This window comes from Nocardia arthritidis NBRC 100137, from assembly GCF_001612765.1.
Lineage (GTDB): Bacteria > Actinomycetota > Actinomycetes > Mycobacteriales > Mycobacteriaceae > Nocardia > Nocardia arthritidis.
In genome coordinates this window covers 100,112-119,973 of the sequence record NZ_BDBB01000026.1, presented here as the reverse complement: position 1 = coordinate 119,973, position 19,862 = coordinate 100,112, and the positions used below count along the sequence as shown (strand labels likewise).

The following is a 19,862-nucleotide window of genomic DNA, read 5'->3' as shown; positions in this document are numbered from 1 at the left end:
ATCGCCTGCGACCGATCGCCGAATCCGACTTCCTGGGGGGTACCTCTCGATGACCTATGCCGACGTGCTGACCAATGCCGCACTGCTCGATCCGCACGCCTGGTCCGATACGAACGTATGGACGGTGGCGCTGGACGCCACCGAGGCCAGGCGCCGCGGCCGCAGCAGTGGCGGTGGCGGTTTCTCCATCGGTGGCCTGCTGCTGTGCATCGGGGTTGTCGCGGTGGTCATCGGACTCATCATCTGGTTGAGCAAGCGAGGCAAAGCGAATCAGTCCCAGCAGCAGTACCCGCAACAGCAGCAGTTCCAGCAACAGCAGTATCCGCAGGGGCAGCAGTACCCGCAGCCGTATCCTCCGCAGGATTTCCCGGGGCAACAGCAGTACGCCGCGCCGCAGCCGTACCAGCAGCCCTATCCGTCGCAGCCGCAACAGCAGTATCAGCAGTACCCGCAGCAGCAGCCCTATCCACCGCAGCAGCCGTACCAGCCGCCGCAACCGCCGCAGCGGTGAGCCCTCCGCCTCGAATGATCAGAAGTTCGGGGCGGCCAGGCGGGTGTAGACGGTGGGGAATCCTGGGCGGGCCGCGCCGGTACCCCAAGAGGTGAGACCGGCGAGATGCCCGTCGACGATCAGCGGTCCACCGCTGTCGTACTGTGCGGTGTCGGCGGTCGTGCTGCCTGCGCAGAGCATGGTGCGGGGATCGAAGGCCGGGCCATAGGCGGCGGCGCACTCCGCGTCGATGGACAGCGGAATGTTCGCGGCGTGCAACCGGGTGTTGGCCTCGTCGGTTTCGAAGGTCGCGCCCCAGCCCAGGATGGTTGCGGTGCTGTCCGGAGCGGGCGCGGCGACGGTGATCGTCGGACCGGACTGCGGCTCGTCCAGGGTAAGGATCGCCACATCGTTCTGATAGGCGGTGGTCGTGTCGAGAACGGTCGCACGGAAGTCCGGATGAATGCGAATATCCTTGACGTGCACGGTGTTTCCGGTGTGCTCGCGGAGGTCGTCGCGGCCGAAGGTGACGGTGAGCGTCTGCGCCAGCGGACGCGCCAGAGCCACGCAGTGCGCTGTGGTGATCACCTCGTCCGGAGCGACGAGCGCGCCGCCGCAGAACTGGCCGGAAGCGCGGGTGAGGAACAAGGGCGTGCCGATGGCGGCCAGCCACGGATACTCCGCCGTCGTCGTATCGGCGCCGCCCACGATCGCCGCGGCCGGGGCGTGCAGCGCGAGACCGATCAGCACGGCGAGGGCGGCGGTGCGGCCGCGGCGGGAAAATCGCATGTCACACCGCCCGCGTCATGATGTCAGCGGCTTTCGCGCGCGGAGGCGTGCACGGCGACAAGGCGCGCGGCGCGGATCGCGTCCCACAGCGGTCGCAGCAGCGATTCCTGCGCGCCGATAGCGCTGGCGGACGTGGGCGCGGAAGCGGGCTCCCGCTGCGCCACCGTGAGGATGGCCGCCACATGATCGGCGGTGTCGAGAATGCGCCTGGCACGCAGCGGGATCGACTCGGGGTAGTCGTGGCGCGAGTAGTCGGCGAGTTCGGCTTCGATGAGTTCGCGCGGATCGGAGTCGACCGTGCCGAGCGACGTGGTGTGCAGTTTCATCAGCGCGTCGGCGGCGTCGCGGACCGCTTCGCGCATCGCGTACTCGGCCTCGCCGAGTGACATGTCGGGGCCCGGCGCCGCGGGGAGGGGGGTGCTGTACACGGTCCACTGCAGCGTGCCGTCGTCGGACCACTGCGGGATGAGGCCGGTGCCTTCGGCGCCCGGTACGCCGATCAGGATGCCCTCCTCGGCCTCGACGGCGTCGGCGGCGAACGCCGTGCCGCTGGGAACTCCGCGTACGTCCCCCGGGACGGGCAGCACCAGCCGCAGCTGCGCCCCGGGCTGGGCCATCGTCTCGCGAATCACCTTGAGCAGCGCCATGACTCCGCTTCCCGGCAGGTTGCCGTGTGCGGACCAGGGTAGGTCGGTGCGGCCTCCGGTGATCGGGTCGCCCGCCGCGATCGTGTGCTTCGGCGCCCACGCGTGCAAGGCGGCCAAAACGTCGTCGGGCGCGCTGCGGCCGGCCAGCCAGGAGCTCGCCCACACCGTCAGCGTCGCACTTGGAGAGCACATAATTATCGAGCATAAAGGGTGGGCGCTACCGGTGGGCATCCATGCGCGAGGGCATTCGTGAGCAGCGCGGAAACCGGGGGCGCCGCGCTGCCCGCGACGAGCCGGTCCGCGCGGATACCGTCCGGGATCTGGCCGGGCCCCTGCTCCGGAACCCGCTAGTCCGGTTCGGTGACGAAATCGATGAGGCGCTCGACCGCGCCGATGAGCGGCGCTTCCAGATCGCGGAAGGAGCTCACCGCGTCGTACACCCGCCGCCAGCCGTCCTGCGGAGAGCCCCAGCGCAGCCGTTCGCAGACGCCGGTCTTCCAGTCCTCGTCGCGCGGCACCCGAGGCCACTGCGCGATCCCGAGGGTGGACGGGCGCACCGCCTGCCAGACGTCGACGAACGGGTGACCGGTCACCAGGACGTGCGGCCCGAGTCCGGTGGTCAGCTGGGTCTCCTTCGATCCGGTCACCAAGTGGTCGACCAGCACGCCGACCCGCCTGCCCGGGCCCGGCCGGAATTCGGCCAGGCGCGCGGCCAGATTGTCCAGGCCTTCCAGCTGCTCCACGACGACGCCCTCGACGCGCAGATCGTGGCCCCACACCCGCTCGACGAGCGCGGCGTCGTGGACGCCCTCCACCCAGATCCGGCTGCCACGGGCGATCCGGGCGCGCAGACCATCGACCCGGGTGGAGCCGGAGGCGGAACGGCTCGGCGTCTTCGGCGGGGCCGTCGTCGGCCGCACCAGCGTCACGGGCTCGCCGTCGATGAGGAACGCGGCCTCGCGCAGCGCGAACAGGCGGACCGCGCCGCGCTCGTCCTCCAGCTTGACGAACTCGCCGTCGTAGCTGCGATCGAATCCGACCACCGCGCCGCAGAATCCGGTGGCGGCGTCCTCGACGACCAGGTCGCGATCCGCGGTGACCGTCGGCACCACCCTCTTCTTCGATCGAGGATGTCCGGAGTAGATGTCGCCATACCTGTCACGCCCGCTCACCCGCTTGAAGCTAGCACCGCCGCTGTGGCTTTCGACGCACCCGGGTCACCGCGCGTTCGCGGCCGGAATTCATCGGGAGTACTCGCGAAGGTCGCGCCCGATATCATGATCGGCGCACTACAGTGGTCGTGTGGCCGCAATTTTTTGGCTGGTCGCGGGCATTCTGCTCGCGGCGGCGGAGATGCTCACCGGCGATTTCACCCTGCTGATGCTCGGCGTCGCCGCGCTGGGCACGGCGGGTGTCAGTGCGGCGGCGGACACCTCGCTCGTGGTGGATGCCATCGTCTTCGCGGTGGTCTCGGCGGTGCTGTTCCTCGGCGTGCGGCCGATCATCCGGCGTCGCTTCGGAACTCCGCCGCCCACGCCGACGAACGTCGACGCGCTGCCGGGGAAGACCGCCCTGGTGCTCGAACAGGTCGCCGCGCACTCCGGCCAGGTGAAACTGGGCGGTGAAGTGTGGACCGCGCGGCCGATGGACACGACCGAAGTCTACGAACCGGGTACGACCGTGTATGTCATGAAGATCGACGGCGCGACCGCCGTCGTCTGGAAAGGGCCTTGATGCCTGTACTGATCGTTGCCGCCGTCCTCGTGTTGCTGGTCGTGGTGGTGGTCTTCAAGTCGATCGCGTTGGTGCCGCAGGCCGAGGCCGCGGTGATCGAGCGACTGGGACGGTATTCGCGTACCGTGTCCGGCCAGCTGACGTTCCTGGTGCCGTTCGCCGACCGGGTGCGCGCCAAGGTTGATCTGCGGGAGCGGGTGGTGTCGTTCCCGCCGCAGCCGGTGATCACCGAGGACAACCTGACCCTGCACATCGACACCGTGGTCTATTTCCAGGTGACCAGCCCGCAGGCGGCGGTCTACGAGATCAGCAACTACATCGCCGCCGTCGAGCAGCTGACCGTCACCACGCTGCGCAACGTCGTCGGTGGTATGACGCTCGAGCAGACCCTCACCTCCCGCGACTCGATCAACGGCCAGCTGCGCGGCGTGCTGGACGAGGCGACCGGGCGCTGGGGGCTGCGCGTCGCGCGGGTCGAGCTGAAGAGCATCGATCCGCCTCCGTCGATTCAGGAGTCGATGGAGAAGCAGATGAAGGCCGACCGGGAGAAGCGCGCCATGATCCTCACCGCGGAGGGCCAGCGCGAATCGCAGATCAAGACGGCCGAGGGCTCGAAGCAGGCGCAGATCCTGTCCGCCGAGGGCGCCAAGCAGTCGTCGATCCTGGCCGCCGAAGGCGAACGGCAGAGCCGCATCCTGCGGGCGCAGGGTGAGCGCGCCGCCGCCTTCCTGCAGGCGCAAGGCCAGGCCAAGGCCATCGAAAAAGTCTTCGCCGCCATCAAATCCGGCAAGCCGACGCCGGAACTGCTTGCCTACCAGTACCTGCAGACGCTGCCCATGGTCGCGCGCGGTGACGCCAACAAGGTGTGGCTGGTGCCCAGCGATTTCGGCAAAGCTCTGGAAGGGTTCGCCAAGAGCTTCGGCACCCAAGGCGAGGACGGTGTGTTCCGGTACGAACCGCCCGCCTCGGACGGCGCGGAAGCCAAGCCGGAGGACGACTCCGATGTCGCGGACTGGTTCGACACCGCACCCGACCCGACCATCGAGCGAGCCGTGCGGGCCGCCGAGGCGACGGCGCGGACTCCGGTCGAGGGACTGACACCGACACCGACACCGCCTCCGCAGAGTTTCGAACCGTCGCCGCACCAGCCGGTCATCCCGCCGCAGGAGGCTTTCCCGCCCCAGCAGCAGCCGCCGCCGCAGCAACAACAACAGCCGCCGCAGCAACCGCCGGCCCAGCGCCCCGACGACCCGCACGGCCGTCCTTGGCAGCCGCCGGAGAACTTCTCGAAGTAACACCACCCGACCGCCCCGGACTCCCTGAGTCCGGGGCGGTCGGGTGGGTGTCGGCCGAATCGTTCAGCGGGGCAGGCCGGTGGCACGGATCGCGGGGAGCATGACGTCGGCGACGCCACGCATGCCCTGCGGGGTGAGGTGATAGGGGATGAGTGTTTCGGTGGCGATGACGGGGTCGATCCAGCGGACACCGACGGGCGCGCACGCGTCACGACCCGCCGAGGCGGCGCGGGTGTCGACGTAGGTCGCGCCGTGCGCGGTGGCGACGCGGGCCACCACGGTGTTGAGGCGGTCGAAGGCCGCTTGGATGGGCGCGGCGTCGGACGGTCGAAGACCGACCAGCTCCGGACAGCCGCCGTCGCGCACATAGGTCGGCCAGCCGTCGACGACGATCATCGCCCGCGGCGCCAGAGCCGAAACCTCTTGCAACGCGGCCGCATAGGGCGTCGCGATCGCGTCGATGGCGGCGTCCCAGTCCGGACCGGCGCACCCACCGGCGCCGGAGAGGCCGTAGACATGGCAGGCGACGATGTGCTCGGCCATCAAGGCGTCATTGGCGCCGATATGCACCGTGACCAGCCTCGTGCCGGGGCCGAGGGCCTCGAACTGCGGTGGAATGCCAGGCTGCTGCGCGGCGGCGAGATCCGGGATGCGTGCGGAGTTGCAGGTGCGGTCGTCGAGCTGCAGACCGAGCTCCCCGGCGATCAGCTTCGGGGTGTTCGCGGTCGAGCGCAGACAGCGCGGCGGGGCGGTGATGTCGAAGTTCCGCACGCCCGTGGTGGCCGCCCCGGAATCGCCCAGCGCGACGTACTCCGCCCCGCCGCCGAGGGGGGCGGCCTCGACGGGGCCGGTGGCGCCGAAGGCGATCGAGCAGGCGATGACCGCGACGGCCCGCGCAAGATTCGTCATGTCGGATCCTGTCCGTCCGTTCGTCGGCGCGCTCCCGGGACATGTACGTCTCTGTGCCGAACGCTACCCCGGCAAGGCGGGCACGCGTACGGAATCGGGTGGCAGACTTCCAGGTATGACGACACCTGGATGGGCCGACGTGGACCGCTATCTCGTGGAGACGCTGGTGGCGGATCCCGATTCCGCCGCGGCGCTGGAGGCGAACAAGGCGGCCGGCCTGCCCCCGATCGACGTGTCACCGCCGCAGGGGAAATTCCTGCATCTGCTGGCCAGGACGGTCGGGGCACGGCGGGTGCTGGAGATCGGCACGCTCGGCGGATACAGCACGATCTGGCTCGCTCGCGCGGTCGGGCCCAAGGGCCTGGTGGTCACGCTGGAGTTCGCCGCCCAGCACGCCGATGTGGCGCGGGCGAACCTGGAGCGGGCGGGTGTGGGCGACCGGGTGGAGATCCGGGTCGGCGCCGCGCTGGACAACTTGCCCGTGCTCGCGGAGGAGGACCCGGACCCGTTCGACTTGGTGTTCGTCGACGCGGACAAGGTGAACAACTCGAATTACGTGCTGTGGGCGCTGCGGCTGACGCGGCCCGGCTCGGTGATCATCGTCGACAACGTCGTGCGCGGCGGCGCGATCGCCGAGGAGCATTCCGAGGATCCGAACGCACAGGCCAGTCGCGAGCTGGTCGAGTTGCTCTCCGCCGAACCGAGCCTGGACGCGACCGTGGTGCAGACCGTCGGCGGCAAGGGCTGGGACGGCTTCGCCTATGCCGTGGTGAACGGCGACAGCGTCGAGTGAACCGGCTCGGCTAGGGCTCCAGCACCACCTTGCCGGTCGTGGCGCGAGTCTCCAGCGCGCGGTGCGCGGCGGCCGCGTCGGAGAGCGCGAAGCGTTGAACCGCGGGGCGCAGCCTCCCGGCGGCCGCCTCGGCCATGGCGCGGTTTTCGAGGACGCGCAGGTCGCCGCCGGCACGCGCCGACATCGGCGGGCCGATCACCATCTCCGAGGTGATGCCGCGTTCGGCCAGTTCCCCGGCGGAAAGCCGCACCGGCCCGTCGGCGGCCGACTTTCCGGACCAGCCGTAGACCAGATGCTGCCCGCCCGGTGCGAGTAGATCGATGCCGGTGCGGGCGACATCGCCGCCCACCGAATCGAACAACACGTTCGTCCCGCGGTCGCCGACGCGCGCACGGACCCGCTCTGGCCAGTCCGGCAACAGATAGTCCACCGCCAGGTCGGCGCCGTTGCGCCGCACCCGATCCACTTTCGCGGGGCCACCGGCCAAGCCGATCACCGTGGCTCCGGCGTTCTTCGCGTGTTGCACGAGCAGGGTGCCGATGCCGCCCGCCGCGGCCGTCACCAGCACGATGCTGCCGGGCTTCAGTTCGGTGAACTGGAGGATTCCCATGGTGGTCCGCCCGGTACCGACCATCGCCACTGCCTCCGCCGCGTCCAGGTTCGCCGGGATCTCGTGCAGCCGGGCGGCGTCGGTGACGGCCAGTTCGGCGTATCCGCCGGGCACCGCGCCGAGATGGGCCACCACCTGCGCGCCCAGCAGGCTCGCGGCCACGTCCGCGCCCACGCGATCCACCGTGCCCCCGACTTCACGGCCGGGGATGGTGGGCAGCTCGGGCGCGGGAAACGGCCCGGCCTCGCCCCGGCGCAGCGCCGTATCGACCAGATGCACACCGGCCGCCGCCACCGCGATGCGGACCTGGCCGGGGCCCGGCACGGGATCGGGTACGGGTTCGTAGCGCAAATTCTCGGCCGGGCCGAAGGCATGGAGGCGAATGGCGTACACGGTGGCTCCTTGGTCGTGAGGCGGTCGCCGGCCAGCCTGCAACATCAACTCAGGTCGAGGTCAACCGATCGCGGCGCGCGGCCCTGGCCTCGAATCCGTCGCAGAGCGCGTCGAGTCCGTCGTAGAGCAGTTCCTCCTGCGTCAGGTCGCGCATGCCGCTGCCGGCCAGATCGGCCAGGGCGGGCGGGACCGTATCCCGCGCCGCGCCGTTCAACAGCGTCCGTAGCCCGTTGTCCCCGCCGGGGTCCATGCCTTTGCGCGCCATCAAATCCGCGCTGATCTCCGGCAGCGTCGCGCCGGAGATGTGATTCCACACCGAGAAGGACATGCCGGTCGCCTCGCGGGTGGACACGCCGAGTTCCAGGAAGCCGTCCACCAACCAGGCCAGGCAGGCCAGGCTCTGCGGCCCGAAGCTGTAGCGCGGGGTGGCGAAGGTGAGCAGCACCCACGGATGCCGCCGGTACAGGGCCCAGTCGATCTCGGCGGCGATGCGAACCCGGTCGCGCCAGGTCCACCGCTGTCCTTCGGGGGAGGGGTACGGATTGCGCCGGGCCACTTCGTCGGTCATCAGCGCGAGCAGTTCGTCTTTGTTCGCGACGTGGCGATACAGCGACATGGCGCCGACCCCGAGCCGGTCGGCGATGCGCCGCATGGACAGCGCGTCCAAGCCCTCGGCGTCGGCGAGCTCGATCGCGGTATCGACTATGGCGGCGCGGTGCAGCATGCGTACACTGTACCCGGACTCATGCGTACGACGTACGCGCCAGCGAGAGGATGTTCGGCGATGACAGACGTGCAGCCGGTGCGGACCGCACCGTCCACGACCGGCTCGCGCCGCGCCTGGCTGGGCCTCGCGGTCCTGCTACTGCCGGTGCTGCTGGTGTCGATGGACATCTCGGTGCTGTTCCTCGCGATGCCGACCCTGACCCTCGACCTGGACCCGTCAGCGGACCAGCAGCTGTGGATCCTGGATATCTACGGCTTCCTGATCGCGGGACTGCTCATCACCATGGGCAATCTCGGTGACCGGATCGGGCGGCGCAACATCTTGCTGGTGGGCGCCGCGGTCTTCGGCATCGCGTCGGTGATCGCCGCGTTCGCGCCCAGCGCGGGTGTGCTGATCGCGGCGCGTGCGCTGATGGGCATCGGCGGCGCGACACTGCTGCCGTCCAGCCTGGCGCTGATCTCGAGCCTGTTCCCGGATGCGCGGGAGCGAGCCGCCGCGATCGGCGTCTGGACGGCGTTCTTCGCCGGAGGCTCTGCCGTCGGGCCGATCATCGGCGGCATGCTGCTGCACCACTTCTGGTGGGGTGCGGTGTTCCTCATCAACATCCCGGTGCTGCTGGTGCTGCTCGCGGTCGGTCCGCTCGTCCTGCCCGAACACCGGGCGGGTGTGCGGGGCCCGCTGGATCTACCGAGCGTCGCCCTGTCGATCGGCGGCATCCTGCCGGTGGTGTACGGCATCAAACACGCCGCGACCGAAGGTATCGATGCGCAGGCGATCGTCGTCGCGCTGGTCGGCGTGGTGATCTTGACGGTGTTCGCGCGCAGGCAGCGCCGGCTCGACGAACCGCTGCTCGATCTGCGATTGTTCGCCCGGCCCCAGTTCTCGGTGGCCATCGGCGCCAGTCTGACCGGGATGATGTCGCTGGCCGGGCTGAGCTACCTGACCAGCGTCTATCTGCAGTCGGTGACCGGGCGCACGCCGCTGTCCGCGGCGGTGCTCGGCATTCCGATGACGATCGCCGTTTTCGTCTGCTCCGTGGGCGGCGCCCGGGTCGGACATCGCTTCGGCGCTCGCGCCACCTTCGTGTTCGCCTTGCTGGCCTCCGCGGCGGGCAACCTGATGTTGCTCGGTGTCGGCGTGCACGACGGGCTCGGGTGGTATCTGGCGGGGTCCACGATCGCCGGGGTCGGCTACGGTCTGGCGTTCACCTTGGTGTCCGAGGTGTCGGTGTCCTCGGTGCCGCCGGAGCGGGCCGGGTCGGCGGTCGGCATCTCGGAGACCAGTTTCGAACTGGGCAACGCGCTGGGCTTGGCACTGCTCGGGTCCCTCGCGGCGCTGATTTTCCGGTCCGGGGGCGACTACGCGGCGACGCTCGGCGAGACCATCCAACAGGCCGCCGGCGACGCGGCGCTGGTGGAGGCGGCGCGCGGATCCTTCGTCGACGGCATGCACGTCGCGGTGGCCGTGGGCGCGACGGCGCTCACGGCGATGGCGCTGATCGCGCGGTTCGCCTCGCCCCGCCCGCGCTGAGCCGCGCGATCAGCGGCCGAATACCGCTGCCACGACCTCGGCCGCCCAGCGGTTCATCGGCCGGACGATGGTGCCGTGCACCCATCGGACCGGACGCACCACCAGCGCGCGCCAGACGACCGCGAAGGCGGCGAACACCGGGCGCAGCACAAAGCGGTACACCGCCCGGCACGGCATCACCACGAGCACGGCCACGATGCGAGCTGCCACCCGCCACCCGTACCGCGCGGTCGCGCGCACCACATTCCACAGCGGGCGCAGCACCCAACGCCACAATTGCGATAGGGGCCGGACGATCAGCCATTCGACGGTGTGGCGGCACACCCAGGCGACGGCGTAGACGATCGGGGACACGACCCACCGCAGCAGCCAAGCCCCAGCTGGGCGAATCACCTTGCGCCACAAGAAGATTTCCACTGCTCGCCGCAGCGGCCGCAGCAGGTACTCCAGCAGGAGGGAGGCCAACGGCGTGAGCACCGAGCCCCACAGTAGATGCTGGAGCATCCAGCCCCACAAGAAGTCCTTCGCGAAGATCCACGCGGGCCGCAGTATCCAATGCCAGATCAGTTCGGCTACCGGAACCAGCAGATGCCGCGCGACGAACACGAGCGCCGCGCCGGTGACGCGGCCGAGCAGGAGAATGCCCTCCCATAACAGGCGGATCGGGACCAGCACCGCGATCGCGAGCCCGCGTGCGATCCATTGGCCGATCGAGACCTGCGTGTCCGGCGTCGACACGGTGTTTCCCCCTCGGCTGGTGCGCCGGCGCGTAGCCCGGCGAAAGAGTCTCCGTAGAACCTGCATTCGAGCACATCGCCGCTGCCGCACGCATGAGTGGAAATGCTCGAGTGGTGTATCGGCGCGCCTCCCAGGAGTCGAACGCTGTTCGTGTTATAATCAAATGTCATGTTTTCACATGATCACGCGCACGCCGATGGCGCTTCCAAGTCAGGCGTCGAGGCGGTCCAGACGTTCCTCCGCCGCTACGACGACAGTGTCTCCGCTTCCGACTTCGACACGCTGCCAAGCTTTTTCGACCCGCAGATCCTGATCGTAACGCCCACGACGAGCCGCTGCGTCACCCGCGAGGAATTCATCGCCGCCGCCCGCGCCCGTGCCCGCGGGATCGCCGCCGGACACGCGCTGCTCGCCGCCCAGTCCACCATCGAACTCGGCGGGCACTACTGGCTCACTTCGGCGCACTGGACGATGACCCTCGATGACGCACCCGCCCTCGACCTCTACAGCGATTTCCTGGTCCGGCGCAGCGACGGGGAGTTGAGCATCGCCGCCTATCTCACCCGCCAGGACCTACCCCAACTCGTGCGGGACATCTCACGCGCGGACTGATCGCACGAACCCCGGATGGGTACCCTGATCGACGCCTACAGTCGAGTTCGTGAACCACGCCCAGGCCTCCAGAAGCGGCCGGCCGATCGCCGAACGGGTGGCGACGCGGCTGTTGTATCCCACGTCGCGGCCGCGCGAGCAGGCGTTGCGCGCCGCGGTGGGCGGCAAAATAGTGCTGATCACCGGTTCCTCGCACGGCATAGGCAAGGCCAGTGCGCGCAAGCTGGCCGCGGCGGGCGCGATCGTCCTGCTCATGGCCCGCTCCGGTGACGAACTCGACCGGCTGGCCGCGGAGATCACCGCCGCGGGCGGCGTCGCACACACCTACCCCACCGATCTGACGGACATGGACGCCGTCGAACAGCTGGGCCGCAGACTCCTCGACGAGCACGGCCGCCTCGACGTGGTGATCAACAACGCGGGCAAGTCGATCCGCCGCCCGATCGCCGAGTCCTACGACCGTTTCCACGATTTCACCCGCACCATCGATGTGAACTACCTCGGCCCGGTACGCCTGCTGCTCACACTGCTGCCCGCCATGCGCGCGGGCGGAGCGGGCCATATCGTCAATGTGTCCACCTGGGGTGTGCGCATGCCGCCCGCGCCCCGCTGGGCGGCCTACGGCGCGTCGAAATCCGCCTTCGACGTCTGGTTGCGCAGTGTCGCGGCCGAGGTGGCCCGCGATGGCGTCACCACCACCTCGATCTACCTGCCGCTCGTGCACACCAGGATGAGCGCGCCCACCGACTTCAGCCGTGTTCCCGGCTTGACCGTGAACGAGGCCGCCGACCTGGTCTGCCACGCGGTGACCGCCAAGCCGCGGGAGATCGCCCCGTGGTGGTCGGCCCCGGTGCAGGCGTGGACCGACCTGACCCGTGGCCACGCCCAGCGCCTCATGGAACGCGCCTTCCGCCGCTGATCCGCGACGAGCGGGACGCCGCTCGGCCCGCCGGGACATAGGATCGACCGGTGCGTGCATCCACTGCGACCGGCCCGGCCGCGTCCGGCCTGACGATGGTGCTCGCGCTCGCCGACTCTCGGCTGCCGATCGGCGGTCACGTGCACTCCGGCGGCGTGGAAGAAGCCGTCGCGTCCGGCTCGGTCCGCGACGCCGCGACGGTGGAGCTGTATCTGCGCCGCCGGATCCGGACGGCGGGACTGGTGGCCGCGTCGCTTGCCGCGGCGGTGTGCGCGGGCGAACTGGATCCGGCGCGCGCCGAGGCGGAAGCCGACGCGCGCACGCCCGCCCCGGCCGCGCGGGCCGCATCGCGCGCGCAGGGCCGCGGCCTGTTGCGCCTGGCGAAACAGCTCTGGCCCCGGCACGATTGGTCGCCCCTGGGCCCCACACCGCATCTGTCCACGGTCTTCGGCATGGCCGGCGCGGCTGCCTCGGTGCCGCCCCGGGAAATCGCGGGCGTGGTCGTCTACACGACCCTGACCGGCGCCGCCACCGCCGCCCAGCGTCTGCTGGCATTGGATCCCGCGGCGATCGCCGCGTGCACGATCCGGCTGGCCGCCCAGTGCGACCACGTCGCCGCCGAGGCCGTGACCGGTCTGGCCGCGATGTCCGACCCGTTGCAGGACGTGCTCGCCGAGCGCCATAGGCAACGCGACATGCCCCTGTTCGCGAGCTGAAGCCCCGGAAGAAGGAGACCGCGCCATGCCCCCGCATCTGATCGACGGTGAGCCACACGACCACGGTCACGATCGGCCGAAACGGACCCGCACGCCCGGAGAGGCGTTGCGCATCGGCATCGGCGGCCCGGTCGGTTCGGGCAAGACCGCCCTGGTGGCCGCGCTGTGCAGGCAGCTGCGCGACGAGCTGTCTCTGGCAGTGCTGACCAACGACATCTACACCACCGAGGACGCCGATTTCCTGCGCAGGCACGCGGTCCTGCCGGACGAGCGGATCACCGCCGTGCAGACCGGCGGTTGCCCGCACACCGCCATTCGCGACGACATCACCGCCAACCTCGACGCCATCGAGGACTTGATCGCCGCCAACCCGCCGCTGGATCTGATCCTGGTCGAATCCGGCGGCGACAACCTGACCGCGACCTTCTCCTCCGGCCTGATCGACGTGCAGATCTTCGTGGTGGACGTGGCGGGCGGCGACAAGGTACCGCGCAAGGGCGGCCCCGGCGTGACCTTCTCGGACCTGCTGGTGGTCAACAAGACCGATCTGGCGCCGCTGGTCGGCGCGGATCTCGGCGTGATGGAGCGCGACGCGGCGCGGGTGCGCGCCGACCGGCCGACGGTGCTCGTCTCGCTCACCGCCGATCCGGCGGCGACACCGGTGCTGGCCTGGGTGCGCGAGCAGCTGCGCGCCGTCGCCGAGCGGGACCGTGCGGACGAATCCGCCGCCGCGCACTGAGCGCCGCTGGTGCGCACCGAATTACGAATAGTCGCCCACCCGGCGGCCCTTCCGGAGATCCACGCCGGCGGCGGGTTGTCGGCCCGCCGCACGGGCCCGCGAACGGTCCACCTGATCGGCACCGCCGCCACACCGCTGGGCGGCGACGAACTCGACATCGTGATCGTGGTCGCGCCCGGCGCCGAACTGGTGGTGCGCTCCGTCGCGGCGACTCTCGCGCTACCGGGCGCGGCGACGCCCCTGTCGTCCGGACGCTGGCACCTGGAGGTCGGTAGCGGGGGAGTGCTGGATTTCGATCCCGAGCCGATGATCGTCGCCGGTGGCGCGCGGCACCATACGGTCACCACGATTCGGCTGGCCTCCGGCGCCCGGCTGCGCATCCGCGAACGTGTCCAAATCGGCCGCGCGGGCGAGGACGGCGGCGAGTGGCAAGGAGACCTGATCGCCGACGTGGACGACATGCCGCTACTGCGCCACCGGTTGGCTCTGGGCGCGGGCACACCGGCCGACGACGCGCTGTCCGCGCCACGGGCTCTGGAGAGCGAGCTCGTCTATCCGGACGAACGCGCCGCGGCGACGACCGGTTTGACGCAGACCCGGCTGCCGCTGGCGGCGGGTGGCAGCTTGTTCACCCGCACCGGGGCGCTGCTGAGCGTCTGACGAACGGACCGTGCCGTCTGTCGAATTCGTCTCGGACAGGTGTAGTCCGCGCGAGACGTGGAGAAAGAAAGGGTGGGAGCCCGACAGCGTCGTCGGGTTCCCACCCTTCCGGCTCGCTTCCCGGACATGTCATCCGATCAGCCGTTGGCCGTATCCGCGGCCTCCGGGGCCGTCTCGGTGACCTCCGGGGCCGTCTCGGTGGACTCCGGGGCCGGGGCGGCCGGCTCCGGCGCGCTGAGCGCCCGCGGAGGCGCGCTGAGCGCGTGTACCGCCCCGAGACCAGCGCCGATACCCGCGCCGATGGCGGACAGCGGCGCGGCCATCAGAGCCGCACCGTAAGCGGCCCCGACCGGGCCCGCGGCGAGGCCGATCGGCGCGAACGGCAGACCGATGGCCAGGCCGAGACCCCCGCCCATGGCCGCCCCGAACAGCGCGAACGGGCTGGCGAACACGAAGCCGGCCGCCGCGCCGATAGCGGCGGCGCCCATGGTCTGGCCGGCGACGCGGTCGGACCTGGTGCGCTCCATCCCGATCGAGTCGAGGAACGTCGCCATGTTGGCCTCGGCCATCGCGGAGCTGTCGTTGATCTGGATCGCCTGCTCCCGGTAGAGCCACTCCGGGGCGTCGACCTGTACGTCACCGAAGCGCAACTTGCCCGAAGGCGGTGCGATCGGCGGCACGGGGGCGACCGGAACGGGCGCGTGCAGCCCTTGCACCGGAGCCAGGTACTGGTGATCCGGCAACGGACGTGCCCACTGCAACGAACTCAGTACGTCGTCCGGGATTCGCAGACCCTCGTACGGGCGCACGTTCGGCGCCTCGGCCGCGGGCCACTGGGCCTGATCGGTGGAATCCGTTCTGGTCACCGGGACGGGGTGATCGGGCTCGGCGTTCGCCGTACCGGTTCCCACCAGCGCGAGAACGAGAGGAACCGTCCCCGCCGCGACGATGGAGCCCAGCTTCGGCCGATGCGGAGCGGGTGCTCGGTGCTTGCCTGTGCCCATAGATCACCTTTCATCCGAAGGAGACGTCGACGCCTCACATTCGGATCTGTCGGCGACCTGGATTGGTCGAGCGCGCCACTACACCGGTCAGCCGGCCTTGGCGTCGGTGTGCGCCTTGTCCACGGCGACCCGGCTGTTGGTGGCGGTGCCGAGGGCGGCGGCGAGTTGTTCGGCGTCCTCGTCGTCGCCGTTGCTGATCGCCTCCAAGGCCAGCCGGGCGAAGACCCACTGCTCGGTGGCTGCCATCTGCCCGCGACTGCGGCCGAGGAAGGTGACGAACCACTGGATGACGGTGATGATCCGGCTGCGGTAGCCGACCAGGTAGTACAGGTGCAGCGCCAGCCATGCCAGCCAGGCGATGAACCCGCCGAACTCGAGCTTGCCCACCTGGCAGACGGCGCTGAACCGCGAGATGGTGGCCATGCTGCCCTTGTTGAAGTACTTGAACGGCTTGCGCTCCTGCGGCGTCTGCCCCTTCAGCCCCGCCTCGATCTGCTTGGCGGCGTAGGTCGCGCCCTGGATGGCGCCCTGCGCCTGGCCGGGCACATTCGGCACCGACATCAGATCGCCGACCACGAAGACGTTCGGGTGGCCTTTGACGGTCAGGTCCGGTTCGACCACGACGCGGCCCGCGCGGTCGACCTCCGTGCCGTCGGACTGGTCGGCGATCATCTTGCCCAGCGGGCTGGCCTGCACACCCGCCGACCAGACCTTGCACGCCGACTCGATGCGGCGGATCGTGCCGTCGGAGTCCTTCACCGTGACGCCGAACGCGTCGACATCGATCACCATGGCGTTGAGCTGGATCTCGACGCCCATCTTCTCCAGGCGCCGTTCGGCCTTGCCGCCGAGCTTCGGCCCCATCGGCCCGAGCACCGCGCCGGCGCCCTCGATGAGCACGACCCGCGCATCGCGTGGATCGATGTTGTGAAAGGTGCCCTCCAGGGTGCGGTCGGACAGCTCGGCGATCTGCCCGGCCAGCTCGACCCCGGTCGGCCCGGCGCCGACGATGACGAAGGTCAGCAGCCGGTCGCGTTCCTCCTGGGTGGTCGCGAGCTCGGCCTGTTCGAACGCGCCGAGGATCCGGCCGCGTAGCTCGAGCGCGTCATCGATGGTCTTCATGCCCGGCGCGTAGGTGGCGAACCGGTCGTTGCCGAAGTAGGACTGCTGGGCGCCGGTCGCGACGATCAAGCTGTCGAACGGGGTGACCGTGTCCTGGTCGAGCAGGCGCGAGGTCACCGTGTTGCGGGTCAGGTCGATATCGGTGACCTCGCCGAGGAGCACCTGGGCGTTCTTCTGCTTGCGCAGCACCAGCCGGGTGGCGGGCGCGATCTCGCCGACCGACAGGATGCCGGTGGCGACCTGGTAGAGCAGGGGCTGGAAAAGGTGGGTCGAGGTCTTCGAGATCAGGGTGATGTCGACGTCGGCGCGCTTGAGGTGCTTGGTGCCGAACAGGCCGCCGAAGCCCGAGCCGATCACCACCACCCGGTGCCGGCCGTTCTCGACAGTCTGAGTGCTCATCGTCCTGCTCCTCGATGGACCTTGGGGCTCGTCCCCGGCGGCGGTTCCTGACAGCTAAACCGTAGCCGCCGCGCGGGGCAGCGTCACGGCGAGATCCCCGTTCCTGGCGTGTTGCTCACCGCCGCAGGGCCGGGGCGGGGAGGATCGACACGAGGTGAACCGGCCGAGCGGACGAGGTCGAGAGCCTACGATGGTGATTGTCGCTCAGGGAGGATTGCCATGGTCGCCGGTGACCGTGCGGTCGGCCGAAAGCCCAGCGTGCAGGCCGAATCGGAGAATATCGCGCTGATCGAGGTCCCGCACGGCCATCTGATAGACCGGGCGCTGGGACTGCTGCCGGAACGGCGCCAGGTGCTGGCCACCCCGCCGCGGGGCAGCGACACCCTGCCGGTGCGCGGCGATGCCGGACTGCCCTACCTGGGCCGGGCATTGCACTACATGCGCTGGGGTCCGGCCGAGATGATGGAGCGTTACCGCCGGTACGGACCCGTCTCGCTGAACAGCTCGCTCGGCGTGGACCGGGTGCTGGTGGCCGGCCCCGACGCGCTGGACGAAGTGCTCGGCCACCGCCGCCGTGACTTCGGCCAGGGCTGGGACTACTTCATCGGCCCGTTCTTCCGGCGGGGCCTGCTGCTGCTGGAATTCGACGAGCACAAATTCCACCGCCGGATCATGCAGCAGGCGTTCACCAGGGACCGGCTGGAGGCGCACCTGGCCGCGCTGACCCCGATAGTGCGGGCGAGCATCGCACGCTGGGTGCCGCGCGAGCGCGACGCCGAACGCACGGTGCGGCTGTATCCCACGATCAAAGAGCTGACCCTCGACATCGCGGGCGAGAGCTTCATGGCTGCCGACGTCGGGCCGCAGCGCAGGCAGTTGATCGACGCGTTCGTCGACTGCACCCACGCGGGACTGTCCATCATCCGGCACTCGGTGCCCGGCGGTCACTGGCGGGCCGGGTTGCGCGGCAGGAGAGTGCTCGAGGACTACTTCACCGCGATGCTGCCGCAGAAGCGCCGCGCCGAATCGGCGGACTTCTTCTCGGGCCTGTGCCACGCCCGCAGCGAAGACGGCGGCGTCTTCGGTGACGCGGACGTGGTCAACCACATGATCTTCTTGATCATGGCGGCGCACGACACCACCACGACGACCGCCACCGCCGTGGCCTACTACCTGGGCAAGCACCCCGACTGGCAGCAGCGGGTGCGCGCCGAAGTGCTGGACTTGGACGCGCGCCTCGGCGACGCGCCGCCCGCCATCGCGGACCTGGAGGCGCTGCGCGACCTGGATCTGGTGGTCCGGGAGAGCCTGCGGCTGATGCCGCCGGTTCCCGGATTGTCGCGCCGCGCCGTGCGCGACACCGAGATCGCGGGTCACTACATCCCGGCGGGCGCCCCCGTCGACCTCGCCTACCAGGTGAATCACCTGCTGCCCGAACTGTGGACTCGGCCCGAGCGCTTCGATCCGGAGCGGTTCGGCGAACAGCGGCGCGAGGACAAGTCGCACCGCCTGGCCTGGATGCCGTTCGGAGCGGGCGCGCACAAGTGCATCGGGATGCACTTCGGCACCTTCGAGGTGAAGACGGTGACCGCCGCCCTGGTGCGCGAATACGAGTGGCGGATCCCCGACGAATACCGCATGCCCTGGGGATTCACCACGATTCCCTTCCCCAGGGACGGTGCGCCGATGACGTTGCGCAGGCGCGCGGCGGCCTGAGCGGCCGGCCCGGCCGGGTCAGCGGCCGGCGAGCAGGATCTCCGCGAGCTTGGTGTCGGTCTCGGCGCCCTCGGTGTAGCCGCCCGCGTCACCCAGCGAGCTCATGATGGCCAGCGTGTAGCGCTCGCCCGGTCCCGCGAAGCCGACCGAGTTGACCACCCAGCCGCCTTGTTCGGCCGACCAGCCGTTCTTGAGCCCTGGACGCATGCTCGCGCCCGCGCCCCATACGCCCCAGTGCTGGTTGGAGTCCACCGCGCGCATCCGGTCGACCAGGTAGTTGCGGTCGTCGGGGTGCATGTGGTTGAGGATGTGGTCCATCAGCCGGTCGAGGTCGGCGGCGGTGCACTTCTGGAACGACCAGTCCGGGAACAGCGCGGTGTTGGTGGGCTGCGGAACCAGCGAGCTCATCCCGTTGGCGCGGAAGGCGTTGTTGAACGCCATCCGATCGATCCCCGAGTACTTGGTCCAGAGCAGGTCGGCGGCGCCGTCGTTGGAGGTGGCGAGCATTCCCTCCATCAGCCCGCGATCCTCGGGTGTCAGGTTGATGGCGCCGACACGCGCCCGGTTGAGCAGGTCGGCGGCGATCGCGAGCTTGATGGTGGACGCCGTCCAGACCGCGTTCTCGGCGTTGGCGTTGGCGTAGACGCCGCCGGAGACCCGGTCGCGCAGGACGTAGCCGGTGACACCGGGACGGCTGTTGAGGTAGGCGTCGGCTTTGGCGATGCGGCTGCTCAGATCGCAGTCGAAGCCGGGCAGGCAGCCCTGCGTATGCGCGAGCGGCGCCGCGCCCGCGATCGGGAGCGCGGCGGGCAGGCTCGGGGCGATGATCGCCGCGGCGGCGAGGAGACAGGCGGAGGCGGCCACGCGGGGAACGGTTCGGGTGGCGGGGGACGGGTAACGCACGAGGGACCACGATCGCACATCGCGGGTCCGGACGCACGTCTTGAGCTGGGGTCCAGGGTGTGCTATCGCCCGGTCCGGGTGCTTGCGCCGCAGCGTATTTCGCTCATCACCGCTGGCCAGGGCACGTCAGCGGAAGGCGGCGCGCAGTTCTTCGACGGTGCGTCCGTTGAGCCGGTAGCAGTGCTCGAACGCCTCGGTGTGCCGATCCCGGGGCCAGGAGTGTAGGACGACGGTGCGCCCGTAGTGGCGGGAGTTGACGAGCTCCCAGCGGTCACCGATCCGGCGGACCGTGAATCCGCCTCTCGGGACCAGGGGAATCACCATCGCATCCATGAACGCGAACCAGCCTTTCGGTGCAGCTCTCTCGTTCCGCCCCGGTGCAACTCTTACCTCCCCGGTGCAGCACTGTCGCACATC

Annotated in this window: 22 protein-coding genes; 11 read left to right on the top strand and 11 right to left on the bottom strand. The window is 70.0% G+C overall.

What is annotated here, in order from left to right:
• Nucleotides 1-49: 49 nt before the first annotated feature.
• A complete protein-coding gene (locus NA8_RS20075; RefSeq protein WP_063051900.1) occupies nt 50-511 on the top strand; it encodes a hypothetical protein in 462 nt (153 codons plus the stop codon).
• Between the two features lie 18 nt (nt 512-529).
• On the opposite strand, the gene NA8_RS20070 is transcribed toward NA8_RS20075, so the two are convergent.
• The 3 genes from NA8_RS20070 to NA8_RS20060 all read right to left on the bottom strand — a co-directional run bounded on the left by NA8_RS20070 (nt 530) and on the right by NA8_RS20060 (nt 3,098).
• Nucleotides 530-1,279, bottom strand: a complete 750-nt coding sequence (locus NA8_RS20070; protein ID WP_063051899.1) for a S1 family peptidase — start codon at nt 1,277-1,279, stop codon at nt 530-532.
• Nucleotides 1,280-1,302: 23 nt separating this feature from the next.
• Nucleotides 1,303-2,118 (bottom strand): Rv1486c family protein, encoded by an 816-nt coding sequence (locus NA8_RS20065; protein ID WP_063051898.1) that lies wholly within the window; start codon nt 2,116-2,118, stop codon nt 1,303-1,305.
• Between the two features lie 155 nt (nt 2,119-2,273).
• Complete coding sequence (locus NA8_RS20060; RefSeq protein WP_063051897.1) at nt 2,274-3,098, bottom strand: DUF3097 domain-containing protein; 825 nt, start codon at nt 3,096-3,098, stop codon at nt 2,274-2,276.
• A 130-nt stretch (nt 3,099-3,228) separates the two neighbouring features.
• Here NA8_RS20060 and NA8_RS20055 point away from each other — a divergent pair, with 130 nt between their 5' ends.
• Both NA8_RS20055 and NA8_RS20050 read left to right on the top strand, forming a co-directional pair.
• Nucleotides 3,229-3,660, top strand: coding sequence for an NfeD family protein (locus NA8_RS20055; protein ID WP_063051896.1), 432 nt, complete (start codon nt 3,229-3,231; stop codon nt 3,658-3,660).
• Complete coding sequence (locus tag NA8_RS20050; RefSeq protein WP_063051895.1) at nt 3,660-4,955, top strand: SPFH domain-containing protein; 1,296 nt, start codon at nt 3,660-3,662, stop codon at nt 4,953-4,955. Before NA8_RS20055 ends, NA8_RS20050 begins: the two co-directional genes overlap by 1 nt.
• 63 nt (nt 4,956-5,018) lie before the next feature.
• Here NA8_RS20050 and NA8_RS20045 read toward each other — a convergent pair whose 3' ends face one another.
• Nucleotides 5,019-5,864: an SGNH/GDSL hydrolase family protein gene (locus NA8_RS20045; RefSeq protein ID WP_063051894.1), complete on the bottom strand. Its 846-nt coding sequence runs from the start codon at nt 5,862-5,864 to the stop codon at nt 5,019-5,021.
• A gap of 115 nt (nt 5,865-5,979) precedes the next feature.
• Between NA8_RS20045 and NA8_RS20040 the strand changes: the two genes are divergently transcribed.
• Nucleotides 5,980-6,657: an O-methyltransferase gene (locus tag NA8_RS20040; RefSeq protein WP_063051893.1), complete on the top strand. Its 678-nt coding sequence runs from the start codon at nt 5,980-5,982 to the stop codon at nt 6,655-6,657.
• Nucleotides 6,658-6,667: 10 nt separating this feature from the next.
• Here NA8_RS20040 and NA8_RS20035 read toward each other — a convergent pair whose 3' ends face one another.
• Nucleotides 6,668-7,660 carry a zinc-binding dehydrogenase gene (locus NA8_RS20035; protein ID WP_063051921.1) on the bottom strand — a complete coding sequence of 331 codons (993 nt, stop codon included), beginning with the start codon at nt 7,658-7,660 and terminating at the stop codon, nt 6,668-6,670.
• Between the two features lie 49 nt (nt 7,661-7,709).
• Nucleotides 7,710-8,384, bottom strand: coding sequence for a TetR/AcrR family transcriptional regulator (locus NA8_RS20030; protein ID WP_063051892.1), 675 nt, complete (start codon nt 8,382-8,384; stop codon nt 7,710-7,712).
• Between the two features lie 60 nt (nt 8,385-8,444).
• Here NA8_RS20030 and NA8_RS20025 point away from each other — a divergent pair, with 60 nt between their 5' ends.
• On the top strand, nt 8,445-9,917 hold the full coding sequence (locus NA8_RS20025; protein ID WP_063051891.1) for an MFS transporter: 1,473 nt from the start codon (nt 8,445-8,447) through the stop codon (nt 9,915-9,917).
• A 9-nt stretch (nt 9,918-9,926) separates the two neighbouring features.
• Here the strand turns inward: NA8_RS20025 and NA8_RS20020 are convergent, their stop codons facing one another.
• Nucleotides 9,927-10,655 carry a hypothetical protein gene (locus NA8_RS20020; protein WP_063051890.1) on the bottom strand — a complete coding sequence of 243 codons (729 nt, stop codon included), beginning with the start codon at nt 10,653-10,655 and terminating at the stop codon, nt 9,927-9,929.
• A 168-nt stretch (nt 10,656-10,823) separates the two neighbouring features.
• On the opposite strand from NA8_RS20020, the gene NA8_RS20015 reads away from it, so the two are divergent.
• The 5 genes from NA8_RS20015 (at nt 10,824) to NA8_RS19995 (ending at nt 14,301) form a co-directional block, all read left to right on the top strand.
• The gene (locus NA8_RS20015; RefSeq protein WP_063051889.1) at nt 10,824-11,267 is read left to right on the top strand and encodes a DUF4440 domain-containing protein; all 444 of its coding nucleotides are present in this window, start codon (nt 10,824-10,826) and stop codon (nt 11,265-11,267) included.
• Between the two features lie 49 nt (nt 11,268-11,316).
• A complete protein-coding gene (locus tag NA8_RS20010) occupies nt 11,317-12,186 on the top strand; it encodes an SDR family NAD(P)-dependent oxidoreductase (RefSeq protein WP_439957405.1) in 870 nt (289 codons plus the stop codon).
• 95 nt (nt 12,187-12,281) lie between these two features.
• On the top strand, nt 12,282-12,902 hold the full coding sequence (locus tag NA8_RS20005; RefSeq protein ID WP_063051919.1) for an urease accessory protein UreF: 621 nt from the start codon (nt 12,282-12,284) through the stop codon (nt 12,900-12,902).
• Between the two features lie 25 nt (nt 12,903-12,927).
• The gene (gene ureG, locus NA8_RS20000; RefSeq protein ID WP_063051888.1) at nt 12,928-13,641 is read left to right on the top strand and encodes an urease accessory protein UreG; all 714 of its coding nucleotides are present in this window, start codon (nt 12,928-12,930) and stop codon (nt 13,639-13,641) included.
• A gap of 9 nt (nt 13,642-13,650) precedes the next feature.
• Complete coding sequence (locus NA8_RS19995) at nt 13,651-14,301, top strand: urease accessory protein UreD (protein WP_063051887.1); 651 nt, start codon at nt 13,651-13,653, stop codon at nt 14,299-14,301.
• A 137-nt stretch (nt 14,302-14,438) separates the two neighbouring features.
• Here NA8_RS19995 and NA8_RS19990 read toward each other — a convergent pair whose 3' ends face one another.
• Nucleotides 14,439-15,305: a hypothetical protein gene (locus NA8_RS19990; protein WP_245663917.1), complete on the bottom strand. Its 867-nt coding sequence runs from the start codon at nt 15,303-15,305 to the stop codon at nt 14,439-14,441.
• A gap of 87 nt (nt 15,306-15,392) precedes the next feature.
• Entirely contained in the window at nt 15,393-16,826 is a 1,434-nt protein-coding gene (locus NA8_RS19985) for an NAD(P)/FAD-dependent oxidoreductase (protein WP_063051886.1), read from the bottom strand.
• 219 nt (nt 16,827-17,045) lie between these two features.
• Between NA8_RS19985 and NA8_RS19980 the strand changes: the two genes are divergently transcribed.
• Nucleotides 17,046-18,542, top strand: a complete 1,497-nt coding sequence (locus tag NA8_RS19980) for a cytochrome P450 (RefSeq protein ID WP_063051885.1) — start codon at nt 17,046-17,048, stop codon at nt 18,540-18,542.
• A gap of 18 nt (nt 18,543-18,560) precedes the next feature.
• Here the strand turns inward: NA8_RS19980 and NA8_RS19975 are convergent, their stop codons facing one another.
• Together NA8_RS19975 and NA8_RS19970 are read right to left on the bottom strand one after the other, a co-directional pair.
• Complete coding sequence (locus NA8_RS19975; RefSeq protein ID WP_084466937.1) at nt 18,561-19,406, bottom strand: serine hydrolase; 846 nt, start codon at nt 19,404-19,406, stop codon at nt 18,561-18,563.
• A 165-nt stretch (nt 19,407-19,571) separates the two neighbouring features.
• Nucleotides 19,572-19,778: a hypothetical protein gene (locus NA8_RS19970; protein ID WP_040866521.1), complete on the bottom strand. Its 207-nt coding sequence runs from the start codon at nt 19,776-19,778 to the stop codon at nt 19,572-19,574.
• Between the last annotated feature and the right edge of the window lie 84 nt (nt 19,779-19,862).